This window comes from Flavobacterium anhuiense, from assembly GCF_900101855.1.
GTDB lineage: Bacteria > Bacteroidota > Bacteroidia > Flavobacteriales > Flavobacteriaceae > Flavobacterium > Flavobacterium anhuiense.
This window is the reverse complement of sequence record NZ_FMVC01000010.1, coordinates 138,946-153,174: the sequence shown is the minus strand read 5'-3', so window position 1 is coordinate 153,174 and position 14,229 is coordinate 138,946. Positions and strand designations below refer to the sequence as shown.

General features: G+C 34.2%; 8 protein-coding genes. 1 reads left to right on the top strand and 7 read right to left on the bottom strand.

Features of this window, described 5'->3' with window-relative positions; translation table 11 throughout:
* Positions 1–129: 129 nt before the first annotated feature.
* From BLP44_RS22110 to BLP44_RS22080, 7 genes are all read right to left on the bottom strand, one after another.
* Complete coding sequence (locus BLP44_RS22110; protein ID WP_091136415.1) at positions 130–2,877, bottom strand: gluzincin family metallopeptidase; 2,748 nt, start codon at positions 2,875–2,877, stop codon at positions 130–132.
* 298 nt (positions 2,878–3,175) lie between these two features.
* A complete protein-coding gene (locus BLP44_RS22105; protein WP_066034126.1) occupies positions 3,176–3,904 on the bottom strand; it encodes an LOG family protein in 729 nt (242 codons plus the stop codon).
* A 616-nt stretch (positions 3,905–4,520) separates the two neighbouring features.
* Complete coding sequence (uvrA, locus tag BLP44_RS22100) at positions 4,521–7,352, bottom strand: excinuclease ABC subunit UvrA (RefSeq protein ID WP_091136412.1); 2,832 nt, start codon at positions 7,350–7,352, stop codon at positions 4,521–4,523.
* A gap of 101 nt (positions 7,353–7,453) precedes the next feature.
* The gene (locus BLP44_RS22095; RefSeq protein WP_091136408.1) at positions 7,454–8,407 is read right to left on the bottom strand and encodes a Fic family protein; all 954 of its coding nucleotides are present in this window, start codon (positions 8,405–8,407) and stop codon (positions 7,454–7,456) included.
* A gap of 63 nt (positions 8,408–8,470) precedes the next feature.
* Positions 8,471–10,255: a chloride channel protein gene (locus BLP44_RS22090; RefSeq protein WP_066034129.1), complete on the bottom strand. Its 1,785-nt coding sequence runs from the start codon at positions 10,253–10,255 to the stop codon at positions 8,471–8,473.
* A gap of 72 nt (positions 10,256–10,327) precedes the next feature.
* Positions 10,328–12,016: a gamma-glutamyltransferase gene (ggt, locus tag BLP44_RS22085; RefSeq protein ID WP_091136405.1), complete on the bottom strand. Its 1,689-nt coding sequence runs from the start codon at positions 12,014–12,016 to the stop codon at positions 10,328–10,330.
* A gap of 22 nt (positions 12,017–12,038) precedes the next feature.
* Positions 12,039–12,623 carry an acyl carrier protein phosphodiesterase gene (locus tag BLP44_RS22080; RefSeq protein WP_091136401.1) on the bottom strand — a complete coding sequence of 195 codons (585 nt, stop codon included), beginning with the start codon at positions 12,621–12,623 and terminating at the stop codon, positions 12,039–12,041.
* Between the two features lie 207 nt (positions 12,624–12,830).
* On the opposite strand from BLP44_RS22080, the gene glmM reads away from it, so the two are divergent.
* Complete coding sequence (gene glmM / locus BLP44_RS22075; protein WP_091136397.1) at positions 12,831–14,219, top strand: phosphoglucosamine mutase; 1,389 nt, start codon at positions 12,831–12,833, stop codon at positions 14,217–14,219.
* Positions 14,220–14,229: the final 10 nt, after the last annotated feature.

Below are 14,229 nucleotides of genomic sequence, written 5' to 3'. Positions count from 1 at the left end.
TTCTTTGAACTAAATATAATTTAATTATTTGTATTCAAATCTAAAAACTACGTATTTTATTTGTGTTATTTTTATATGTAATTTAATTTTATTGATAATTTCGCAAGTTTTTGTTTAATTTTTATTTGATTAAAACCATTTTCGGGTAAAAAGAGTAACTAACGTTTTTGGCGAAAATGTGATGATAAATCGTATTTTTTCATTGTATTTAGGTTGTGATATTTCCCATCCGTTATTAGAATAAACAGGAAAATAGAGTTCAAAATAGTCAGGAACAAGGTTTAAACGCACTCCAGAATCGTAAGCAAAGAACTCACTTTGATGCTTGTTTTTCAAGAAACCGATGTCTCCATAAAGTTCTACCCAGTTCCATATCGCATAACTTGCGTTTAGAGTTGTCATCCATTGGTTAGCGTATGAAGGCTCTAATTGTGACTTGAAACCTCCTTCGGCAATTACATATTGCTGACTAAAAAATCCCGTACTTTCTGATCTTCCAAACAAATTGTAATCAAATAAATAATCTGTCGGACGGTCTAAACCAAAACTAAAATAATCTGAGTTTGTTGTATTGTACAAGAAACTTCCAGCATATAGCCTTAAATTTAACTTTTTATTATTTTCGAATAATCTTCTGTATTCTACTTCTCCCGAAACTTTTCCGAATCCGCTAGAAAACTGCAAATCGGTCATAAAATTAAAATGATCAATTAATTCAGTTTTAGTATTTGAATAACGTGCGTTAAAAACAGAATAGTTGGGTTCTGAATTATCTGTAATATAACTGCTCGCTTCACGGTTTACCATAACCTGTCGGAACATAAATGCTTGTTTTCTATTGTCTCTAAAATCTTTTTCGCGAATGCGGAACACCACCATCGGATTTAATCTCAAATAAGTGGCATCTGGCGCATAGTGAAAATAGTTTTGACTGATAGAATAGCGAACATTATATAAGGTGCTATTTCTGTAATACTGGTTCCATGAAAAAGCCGATGAACCCGAAATTGTACCTGCCTTGATTGAGTAGGCCGGATTAATATCAAAATTAAAAGGCTTGTCTAAAATAGTTTTATTATGAAAACGGATTCCAGGCGTGAAACCATCATAATAATTATAATTTAATGTCGGAATGTATAAAATCTGATTGTAATCTGGATCTTCTAAATCTTTAGCGAAATTAAATTTTATAGGACGATTCAGCGCAACATGTTTTAGAGATCTCCAGTTGTTTCTCTGGTTGTACTCCGGAACTTCATTATTGTAATTAATGACAATTTTGTCTGCATTTTTTCGGCTGAACGCATAAACAGAATCTTTTTTGGTAGGTTCAATCCATTCTTTAAAAACAACTTCTTTCTTTTTAATTCCGTAAATCGGAATAGGAGCGTAGATTCCAGTTTTATTTTTAACCGAAAATGTAACGCTGTCTGCAGTTCTCGAAACATTCGAAAATTTATAATCGATAATATCTCTGGAATCGATTATGGTTTTAAAGAACCAGTCAATATTTTTTGGACTTTTTTGAGTTAAGATTTTTTCAAAATCATAACGGTTCGATTGCCCAAATTGGTTAAGATTGTAAAACTCTTTTACGCTTTTAGGCACAATATCATGATTAAGATAATCGTCTAAATAACTCAAACTTAAACCAGCGCGGTATTTGCTGGCAATCTGTTCGTTAAATTTTATAAGCGTGTTTTTCGGGTCGCCAAGCGGCTGATCCAGATTTTTACGAGCCATCAGCATATAATAATAGCTGTATTGTTCGTTAAAAGTAAGATTGGTAATGTTGTAGCTTTTAAAGAGTTTCATGTCCGAAAGTCTTCCCAGCATTTTTTCATCCTGATGATGTTCTTCCATATACTTCATCATGGTATAAATCTGGATTCCGTCATATACCCAATTGTCTTTTCTCGGATCTAAACGCAGACTGTTTTTGAGATAATTATTTAAAAAAGTTTTTAAAAATTGAATCTCAAACATAAAATCATCTTCAAATGGACTAATAAACGAAGGCAGCTGATTTAAACCATAAAACGGATTTCGGTCATAATCTGCCTGAGAAACGGTAATTCTCTCATGTGGATACTTGCCAATAAATTTTTCAGCATAAGAAACCACTCGATTGATAATAATAGCTTTTTGAAATTCGTCTATTTTCTTATTTCTTAAATTCGTAAGAACTTGCAAAGAGCCATTATCATAAATCCTAAAACTATTTTGCTTTTCGATATAAAGACTTAAATCGGTTCTGTTTTTGCCCGAAAAAGAATAAATATTATAGCTCTGATTGGTTGAATCTTTGGAAACTGGGTTTAAATCGGTAGTTATAGAATACTGATTTGGAATTTTAATTTCCACCTCATAATCACTCACTGCATTGGCAATATCATCCAGATTGAAATTATTGTACTTGACAAAAAGTCCATTTTCAAAACGAGCGGGGCTTAAGAACCAGTTTTTTAATAACATGCCACCATTTTGATCGAATCCAAAATGGGTGAATTTATCATTTGGTATTTTTACAATATAATTAAGGTGCAGATCGATTTTTTCGTTCGGTAGAAGTTTACGATTCAATCGTATAGTAATATAATCAGGATCTTCGGCGCTTCTTTCCCATTCCAGAGCCGAAAAATTGGTTTCCGTTAGATTTATAATGGTAGTTTTTCCTCTATCCACAGCTTTCGCTAAATGAAAACCTCTGTAAAACTCATCAGAAAAACGTCTTGCAAGGGGAGTGTTTTTGTCTGCAAAAGCATTATTCCAATCATTCAAAACAATCGAAACCAGAATGTCGTTTGTAGTATTATGATACGTAATATCCTGTTTTATATTCAGTGTCTTAAGCTCAAGATTTACCGCCACTTCCATCTTAGATTGATGTTGTGCAGTTAGTTCTATCGAAAATGATAAAACTATAATGAGGCAAATAATTTTATAAAGTGCTTTCAAATAATGGCTTAAAAATTATCAGACATACTTATGTACGGACATAATGAAGTTACGGATTTTTGTAAAAATAGTATAAAAAAAGCTGTTTAAAAAAACAGCTCTCACTTTTTACGTATTTGCAATATAATTTAACCATATAAGTGATAAAAGTGTTTTTAACGCAAAGCTTAAAAACATACTTTTAAATGAACTTATATCACTTATATGGTTTTGAAAATTAGAAATTCGGACTTAAATCGTACTTTTTGTAGAATTTATCCAATGCTTCTACAACTTCGTCTTCTGTGTCTACGATTTTAAATAAATTTAAATCTTCAGGGCTTACGGTATGCATTTTTTCAACCAATACCGTTTTAACCCAGTCAATCAGGCCAGACCAGAATTCAACTCCAACTAGAATAATAGGGAATTTTCCAATTTTTTTAGTCTGAATCAAAGTGATGGCTTCAAACATTTCGTCTAAAGTTCCAAAACCTCCTGGCATTACCACAAACCCTTGAGAATATTTTACGAACATTACTTTTCTCACAAAGAAATAGTCGAAATTGAGGTTTTTATCGTGGTCAATATACGGGTTAAAATGCTGTTCAAACGGAAGTTCGATATTTAAACCAACCGAAGTTCCTCCGCCCAAATGCGCACCTTTATTTCCAGCTTCCATAATTCCGGGACCACCTCCTGTAATCACACCGTAACCTGCTTTACTGATTTTATAAGCGATTTTTTCTGCCAATTGATAGTACTTGTCTTCTGGCTTTGTTCTTGCCGATCCAAAAATAGAAACACAAGGACCAATACGTCCCATTGCTTCGTAACCATTTACAAACTCAGACATAATTTTAAAAATTGCCCAGCTGTCATTGGTTTTAATTTCATTCCACGTTTTTTGCTTTAAACGATCCTGAATTACTTTATCTTCATCATTATCAAAATCTTCTAATCTCATTTTAGGTATTTTAATTTATTATTATGTTTTATATGATTGGAGAAGGAGGAGTTATTTCCTTCTGTCCGCTATTTCCCGATAAACAAAAACTACAGTTAAAAGCCTTGTTTTTCTAAATCGGGAGATGCCACTCCCATCAGGGCTAGGGCATTTGGTTTCAAATAAACATTCAGTTTAATTGAAACATGTTTTTCTTTAAAAAGCTTGAATTTTTCAAAAAAAGTGGATACTAAATTAACGCTTTTTTCTAGAATTGTTATAAAAAACAGGAATTATAATCCAAAAGTAATGTTGAGATAATAATCAAATTCAGTTTTTTGATTCATTATCAGGTGTTTGGTGCATGTAAAATCAGTAAGTTTTTTAGATCTAAATCTTTATGAAAGTTTAAGGGCAAATATGTATAGAGTTTTGATAAAAGGTAAATTATAAAGTTGGTGTGCGCATTTTTGTCATTTCGACGAAGGAGAAATCTCCGCGAGAAGCTCGACAAAGATTGGGTTTTCGTTGCGGAGATTTCTCCTTCGTCGAAATGACAAAGAATTGTGGTTGTTTTGTTTAAAAAAAAACAAAATTCCACATACACTAGGTTTTTAAATATTTACAAAGATCACTCTTACTCTAACTCTTTTTTCAAAAACTTAGCTGTATAACTCTTTTTATTCTGAGCCACTTCTTCTGGAGTTCCTTTGGCAACCAATTGTCCACCACCTTTTCCGCCTTCTGGACCAATATCTATAATATAATCGGCAAGTTTGATAACATCCATATTATGTTCGATTACTAGAATGGTATTGCCTTTGTCCACCAATTTATTGATTACTTCCATCAAAACGCGAATGTCTTCAAAATGCAATCCAGTTGTAGGTTCGTCAAGAATATAAAATGTATTTCCAGTATCTTTTTTAGACAATTCTCCTGCTAGTTTTATACGCTGCGCTTCACCGCCAGAAAGCGTTGTACTTTGTTGTCCAAGTGTAATATAACCTAAACCAACATCTTGAATTGTTTTGATTTTTCTGTGAATTTTTGGAATGTTTTCAAAGAAAGGAACCGCTTCATCAACCGTCATATCCAAAACATCAGAAATAGATTTTCCTTTATATCTAATTTCTAAAGTTTCTCTGTTGAAACGTTTTCCTTGACAAGTCTCGCATTCTACGTAAACATCTGGCAAAAAGTTCATTTCGATTGTTCTAACACCAGAACCTTCGCAGGTTTCGCAACGTCCTCCTTTTACGTTAAAACTAAAACGTCCCGCTTTGTAACCACGAATCATACTTTCAGAAGTCATCGTAAATAGATTTCTAATTTCAGTAAAAACTTCTGTATAAGTTGCTGGATTTGAACGTGGTGTTCTACCAATCGGACTTTGGTCAATGTCAATTACTTTGTCAATATGTTCTAAACCTTCAATCTTTTTATACGGTTGCGGTTTTTTTACGCCATTAAAATAATGTGCATTTAGAATCGGATAAAGCGTCTCATTAATCAAAGTCGATTTTCCGCTTCCAGAAACACCCGTTACGCAGATTAACTGTCCTAACGGAATTTCAATAGAAACGTTTTTAAGATTGTTTCCAGTTGCTCCAGTAAGTTTTAAAAATTTACCATTTCCTTTTCTTCTTTTCTTCGGAATGTCGAATTTCATTTTACTGTTCAAATATTGAGCAGTAATTGTATTTGATGCTAATGTTTCTTTCGGAGTTCCTGTGCTGATGATTTGTCCACCATATTTTCCTGCTTTTGGACCAATATCAATTACATAATCGGCAGTTTCAATCATGTCTTTATCGTGTTCTACCACAATAACCGAATTTCCGATATCACGTAATTGCTCTAGCGACTGAATTAATTTTTCGTTGTCTCTTTGGTGGAGGCCAATACTTGGTTCATCCAAAATATAAAGAACACCCACCAATTGCGAACCAATTTGTGTCGCCAAACGAATACGTTGTGCTTCACCACCAGAAAGCGATTTTGAACTTCGGCTTAAAGCCAAATAATTTAAACCAACATTCATAAGGAAGTTCAAGCGGTCTTTTATTTCTTTTACAACTTCAGAAGCAATTAAAAGCTGTTTGTCTGTCAAATGGTTTTCTAAATCTAAAAACCATGCCGTCAAATCTGAAATATCCATATCACACAATTCGGTGATATTTTTTTCATTTACTCTAAAAAACAAAGCTTCTTTTTTAAGACGTGAACCTTCACAAACAGGACAGTTAATTTCGTCCATAAAATCTTTTGCCCAACGTTTTATAGTTGTTGTGGCACTTTCGTCATATTGATTTTTAATGAAATTAGAAATTCCTTCAAAATCAATTTTATATTCTCTTGTTACGCCAAGATCTTTTGAGTTGATAGAGAATTTATCTTTCCCGCCATACAAAATCATTTGCATGGCTTCTTCTGGAATTTTCTCAATGGGATCCGTTATTTTAAATCCGAATTTTTCCCCGATGGTTTCCAATTGCTTGAAAATCCATGAAGATTTATATTCGCCCAGAGGCGCAAGACCACCTGCTTTTATTGATAATTTTGGATTCGGAATAATCTTTTTGACGTTGATTTCGTGCACAGTTCCCAATCCGTTGCAATGCGGACAAGCTCCTTTTGGAGAGTTAAAAGAAAATAAATTCGGCTCTGGATTCTGATACGAAATTCCAGTTGTAGGACACATTAAGTTTCTACTGAAATAACGCACTTCATTAGAATCTTGATCCAAAATCATCAAAACATCTTCACCGTGATGCATGGCTGTATTGATGCTTTCAGATAATCTTTTTTGGGTATCAGGATTATCTTCAATGACCATTCTGTCTACAACAATCTCGATATCGTGCGTTTTGTAACGATCCAATTTCATTCCTGCAACCAAATCTTGAACTTCGCCGTTTACACGAACCTTCAAGAATCCTTGTTTGGTAATCTGCTGGAATAATTCGGCATAATGCCCCTTTCTGGCCTTAATAACTGGCGCGAGAATATTGATGCGTTTTCCTTTATAATCCTGAATAATCAAATCTTTAATCTGTTCATCAGAGTACGAAACCATTTTTTCGCCTGTGTTGTAACTGTAGGCATCTGCACCACGTGCATATAGAAGTCTCAGGAAATCGTAAATTTCGGTAATCGTTCCAACTGTAGAACGTGGACTTTTACTGGTAGTTTTTTGTTCAATTGCGATTACAGGAGAAAGTCCGTCAATTTTGTCTACATCAGGACGCTCTAAACCGCCAAGGAATTGTCTTGCGTAAGCTGAAAAAGTTTCAACATAACGACGCTGACCTTCAGCGTAAATCGTGTCAAATGCTAACGAAGATTTTCCCGAACCTGATAAACCAGTAATGACAACCAGTTTTTCACGCGGAATAGATATATCGATATTTTTTAGATTATGAACTCTTGCACCAAGAACTTCAATAGTATTGTCTTTATCTAACATAATTTTGAGCAAAACGCAAAGTTACCACTTTGATTTGTTCTTTTAGTGCTCGATAGCAAAAGTTTATGTTACAAATAATAACAAAAAACGCTGATATAAAATCAGCGTTTTCTTTTTCGGGTTGCCATATAGTTTTCGATGGCTTCTTTGGTAGTATACCAGTTTCTGCCTTCTTTGTAAGCATCTATTTTTCCTGTTCTGGCCAATAAACTTACATATTCTTGGCCGTATGGGGTGTCAGGCTCACTAACAATGTTTTGAATAGATTGATAATCATAATTGCTTCCAGGCATTGCGCCTAGATAAATATTGAGCGTTCTTTCGAGTGCTTGGCACATTAAAAGTGTCAATTTTTGATAATTGCCATTATTAGCTTGATTAAGCGCTTCGTAATATTTCTTGCGATCATTTTTTAAAATAATGGCAGGAGGAAAACCGCAACGCATCAATAATAAATTCATGCTCAAACGAACGGTGCGACCATTTCCATCAAAAAAAGGATGAATCCAGACTAGTTTATGATGGTAAATTGTTGCCAATTCTATATCGTTTAAACCTAAAGGATTTGTATTGATAAACTCAATTAATTCGTCTAAATAATCTGAAACTTTATTGGCATTTGGTGGCATAAAATTAGCTCCTGAAATTCGGACACCTCCATTACGAATTCTTCCTGCAAAATCTTCTTCGATAGAGCGCATTACTAAACCGTGGATAGATAAAATGTCAATACTTCGTAGTTTATAATTCTCATCGACAATTGAGTAGAGATAATCAATAGCTTTGTCGTGATTATGAGTTTCAAAATGTTCGCGAAGCGATTTCCCTTTAATGGTTATTCCTTCTTGAATAACCATTTGGGTTTCTCTCAGGCTAAGTGTATTTCCTTCAATACTATTAGAGTTATAAGTCCATTCGAGAGAAAGACTTTCTCGTATTTTATTCAAAGCAATATTAGGCAATGGTCTGCTGTTTTGCAGTTCTTGCCTTTTTTGATACAATCGATCAAAGTTTGATTGAAATTCTTCTCTGTATGTTAGGTCAATATTAAACATAATCCTACAAAGGTACTTTTTAATATCGGATAAATAAAATTTTTAACGTATCCGATATTAAGCTTATTCAATCGTCATTGAACGGAGTTTTGTTCTATAAGCTTCTAGTGCTATTGATTTGGAAATAAATCCGTGGTATTTCCCGTCTCTTAAAACAGGAAGGAATGCAGATTTTGTGGTTTCAAATTTACGCATTACAATTTCCATGCTGTCGAGTGTAGAGATTGTTGCAGCAGGCGCTTTCATTACGTCTCTGATAAAGGTGTATTTTACGCGGTAAGAATTAAAAATAATTTCTCGTATATCATTAAAATGAACAACTCCAACTAGATCTTTCTCTTGATTTACAACCGCAAAAACAACCTGGTTCGAATGCGAAATAAGATCAACCAATTTAGTTAGATTTTCATCTGGATGCACTGTCAAATAATCGCATTGAATAATCGAGTCGATATCTAAAGTCGATAAAATGTTTGAATCTTTGTTGCTTGTAAAGGCATGTCCTTTCTTTGCTAAACCTTTTACGTCAAGTGAATATTTTTCGTAACGTTTAGAAATGGCAAAACTGATAGAAGAAACAATCATCAGCGGAATCATTAATCCATAACCTCCTGTGATTTCTGCAATTAGGAAGATGGCAGTTAGAGGTGCATGAAATAAACCGCTCAGAATTCCAGCCATTCCAACCATTGTAAAATTACTGATAGGAAGTTTAGATAAACCTACCATGCTTACAAGTTTAGAAAAGAAGTAGCCTAGATAAGAGCCTAAGAATAGAGAAGGAGCAAAGTTTCCTCCGTTTCCACCGCTTCCAATAGTTAATCCCGAAGCAAATACTTTAACCATCATGGTAGCGCCAATAAATAAAAGCAAAACCCACTGATTATTTCTAAAATCGGCAAATAAAGTATTGTCCAACAATTTTCCAGGATCGGTTTCAGATAAAGTTTTAATGCTTTCGTATCCCTCACCAAATAGGGTTGGGAAAATAAAAATTAATAACGCCAATAACGATGAGCCAATTAAAGCTTTTTTATAAGGGTTAATTTGCTGTTTGGCAAAATAATGTTCCACTCTTTGAAAGTTTCTCGAGTAATAGATAGCAACGAGTCCGGTTAAAACTCCCAAAATAACGTAAAACGGAATATTGTGGTAATCAAAAGTTTCTTGTTTTTTAAAGCTCAAAAGAATGCTTTCGTCCAAAACAATAGCAGAAACCAAAGCGCCCGTTGCTGCAGAAATCATAATAGGCGTAAAAGCAGAAATGCTGACATCTACCAATAAAACCTCAATAGCAAAAAGAACACCTGCAATTGGAGCGTTAAAAGCAGCCGCAATTCCAGCAGCTACACCACATCCAATCAGCAAAGTTCGATCCTTATACTGCATCTTATAATTCTGGGCATAATTTGAACCAAAAGCAGCTCCTGTAATTACGATCGGACTTTCTAAACCTGCAGAACCTCCCAAACCAACTGTCAACGAACTTGTCACAATTTGAGCATACATCTGCTTTCTCGGAATAATACTGGCTTTTTTCGCAACTGCATAAAGTATTTGAGAAGTTCCTTTTTGAATACTTCCGTTAAGAACTTTATTTACTACAAAAACAGTTAATGTAATACCTATAATAGGCAGAATACTGTTAATGAAACTCAATTTCAGGATTCCATTAATGTATGTTGCAAATGAGAATACACTATGCGCGAAAGTTTTAAGTACGATAACTGCAAGGGAACAAGATATTCCGATGAGAACGCTCGACAAAAAAAGAAACTGCTTTGGAGTCATTAAGGATTGTGCCAAAGCAATGATGCTTTCGAGTCTTCTGAAATATTTTTTTAGCATTCTGTTTTAAAATTATCGTTCTTACAAAATTAGTTCATAATGTTAGATTAAAAAAATAAAAACGGAGAACTATTAAAAACCAACAGCTTTGTCATCGCCTCTAAAATCAGCTCCGCCTTCTAGATTTTTGTTTGGCAAAACCAAAATAGCATCAACTTTTCCGATGATAGGAGTTGGTTTTTCGTTGATGATATAGTTTTTTGCTTTAAGCTGATCAATTGTTTTTGTTTCAAAAGTATTGGGTTCGAAAGTAATTAAATCTGGCAGCCATTGGTGATGAAAACGTGGAGCATTAACAGCTTCTTGCATGCTTAGATTATATTCGTAAACATTTAGAATTGTCTGTAAAACAGAAGTAATAATCGTTGAACCTCCCGGTGTCCCAACTACCATAAACAGTTTTCCGTCTTTTTCCACAATGGTTGGCGTCATAGAACTTAACATTCGTTTTTGCGGAGCAATGCTGTTGGCTTCATTTCCAACTAATCCAAACATGTTTGGAGAACCTGGTTTTGCACTAAAATCATCCATTTCATTATTTAAAAAGAAACCTAACTCGTCGCAATAATATTTTGATCCATAACCGTCATTTAGTGTTGTAGTAGCCGCAATTGCATTCCCGAATTGATCTACAATTGAATAATGTGTAGTTTCTGTGCTTTCGGCATAATTCACTTTTCCTTCTTTTATTTCGCTTGATAAAGTCGCTTTTTCAGGATTAAAGCTAGCCATTCTTTCACGAAGGTAATTTTCATCTAATAATTCTTTCATCGGAATTTTGACAAAATCTGGATCACCCAAAAAGTAGCTTCTGTCAGCATAAGCTCTTCTTTCAGCCTCAACAATAACCTGAATGGCATCTGGGGAGTTATGTCCCATTTTGGCTAAATCATACGGCTCAAGCATTTTTAAAATCTGAGCCAGACAGATTCCGCCACTGCTTGGAGGAGCCATTGAGGTAATTTTTAAACCTTTATAAGTAAACTGCAATGGTTTTCTCCATTTGGCTTCGTATTTCGCTAAATCCTGCATCGTGATGATGCCTCCTTTTTCCTTTAGATAATTGACTAGGATTTTTGCAGTTTCTCCTTTATAAAATTCGTTTCTTCCTTTTTTCTGGATTCTTCTTAAAGTTTTGGCTAATGCTGGATATTTGATGGTATCGTTTTCTTTAAAATTGCCAGATAAAAGGGAATTTTCTCCATTTATTTTTACAATGCTCTCGTGATAATCTTTTAAGCTTTTTTCTTGTTTTTTGGTCACTACAACACCTCTTTCTGCTAAAGCGATTACAGGTTCAAGGATTTTAGAAATCGGCATTGTGCCATATTTTTTATGAACCGCAAAAACGCCTGCAATTGTGCCTGGAACACCAATGGCAAGTGCTGTCTGGGTACTTTTTCCTTTTATTACATTTCCCTCGCTATCCAAAAACATATCTTTTGTAGCAGCCAACGGAGCTTTTTCTCTATAATCCAAAGAACCAACCTCGCCATTGGCTTTTCTATACACCATAAATCCGCCGCCGCCGATATTTCCTGCAAATGGAAAAGCAACTGCAAGCGCCAACTCGGTTCCTACCATGGCGTCAAAAGCATTTCCGCCTTTTTTCATAATATCAGAACCTATTTTTGAGGCTTCTTCGCGGGCAGAAACCACCATAGCTTTTGTAACAACTAATCCAGTCGGATTTGGTGTTGCCTGTTGCGCATTGCTATTGCTTATATATAAAAGTGCTATTAAAAATGTAATTTTTTTCATGTTCAATAAAATTAAATTGGACTTAAAGAGAAAGTAATTTTCCTTTTGCTTGTTCTCTAATTTCTTCAAAGAAGAGTGTGAATTCTTCTTCAAATTCATCATAAAATTCAGTAAGCTCTTCGACAGCGAACTGCATTTGAGAAACATTTTTGGATCTTCTGTCCATTTGGGTTAATATATGTTGAATTCCTTCGGTTGTGCGATAACTTACAAGCCAGTTTCTTTCAATCATATATGGCATTAAGCCTTGAGTTTTTTCAGTTAAAATTTCATAATTATCGTGAAGCGAATGATAAAATCGATTTACAAAAAGTTCTAATTTTTCATCTGAATATTTTTTCCAGTTTTTGGCTAGAAAATGATCGTAAACAATATCTACAATAACGCCAGCATAATGGTGATATCTCTCATGGAGGCGTTTGGTGCTTTTCCTAAAAATATCATGAGAATCAGTATAAGTATCTATGAATCGATGGAGTAGAATTCCTTTTTGAACATCTTCAGGAAAATGCTCAAACTGTTTTCCGCGAATTCCGTCTGCCATAAAATTCCCGATTTTAATTAAATCATTGTCTCCAGAAAGATATATATGGGCTAAGAAATTCATTTTTTTATAAGTTTCTAAGAATCGAAGTTTTTTAAGATTCTGAGTTATTTTAGTAAATGTATAAAAACTTTTTTAAATCATTTTGTTATAAAAATAACGAGATGCAAGTAGTTTCCTATGGGTTAAATTTAAAATCTTAGAATCTTAGCAACTTAGTATCTCAGCAACTTTTTTATATTTGTAAAAAAATAACCCTAACTCACAAAAATGACTCTAATAAAATCTATTTCTGGAATCCGTGGGACGATCGGAGGAAAAGTGGGAGATAATCTAACTCCTGTTGATGCAGTAAAATTTGCATCGGCTTACGGAACTTTCTTGAAAAATAATATTGCGAAAGATAAATTGACAGTTGTAATTGGTCGTGATGCGAGAATCTCTGGACCAATGATTCATAATTTAGTAGTGAATACTTTAATTGGTTTAGGAATCGATGTGATTGATCTTGGACTTTCTACAACCCCAACTGTTGAAGTGGCTGTTCCTTTGGAAAAAGCTGATGGTGGAATTATTTTAACAGCTTCTCACAATCCAAAACAATGGAATGCTTTAAAATTATTAAATGCTAAAGGTGAATTTTTAAGCGGAGCTGATGGAGCAAAAATTCTTGAAATTGCAGAAGCAGAAGCTTTTGATTTTTCTGATGTGGATAGTTTAGGTGAAGTTATTTCTAATGACGCTTACATGGATATTCATATTGATGAAGTTTTAAACTTGCCATTGGTTGACATTGAAGTAGTAAAAGAAGCTAAATTTAAAGTGGTTGTTGATGGTGTAAATTCTTCAGGAGGAATTATTATTCCGAAACTTCTAAAATTAATGGGAGTTGAAGTAGTAGAATTGTACTGTGAACCAAACGGACATTTCCCTCATAACCCAGAACCTTTAAAAGAGCATTTAACTGATATTTCGGAATTGGTAGTAAAAGAAAAAGCTGATTTTGGTATCGTAGTAGATCCAGATGTAGATCGTTTGGCTTTTATCAGCGAAGACGGTGAAATGTTTGGTGAAGAATATACTTTGGTTGCTGTTGCTGATTATGTTTTAAGCAAAACTCCAGGAAATACAGTTTCTAACATGTCATCTTCTCGTGCTTTAAGAGATGTTACCAAAGCGCACGGGGGAAGCTATGAAGCAAGTGCTGTAGGTGAGGTAAACGTGGTTGAATTGATGAAGAAAAATAATGCTGTAATTGGTGGTGAAGGAAACGGCGGAATTATCTACCCTGAATTGCACTACGGAAGAGACAGTTTGGTTGGAGTTGCTTTGTTCTTGACGCATTTGGCAAACAAAAAAATGCCGGTTTCTGCTTTAAGAGCTTCTTATCCGGAATATTACATGAGTAAAAATAAAATTGAATTGACGCCACAAATTGATGTTGATGCGATTTTAACTCAAATGACTGAGAAATATAAAAACGAAGATATTTCGACAATTGACGGTGTGAAAATTGATTTTGCTACAGAATGGGTTCATTTAAGAAAATCAAATACAGAACCAATTATTCGTATTTATACTGAAGCACCTTCTCAAGATGCTGCAGATAAATTGGCATTAAGAATTATTGATGAAATTAAAGTAATTGCTGGAATTTAAGATTTCAGTT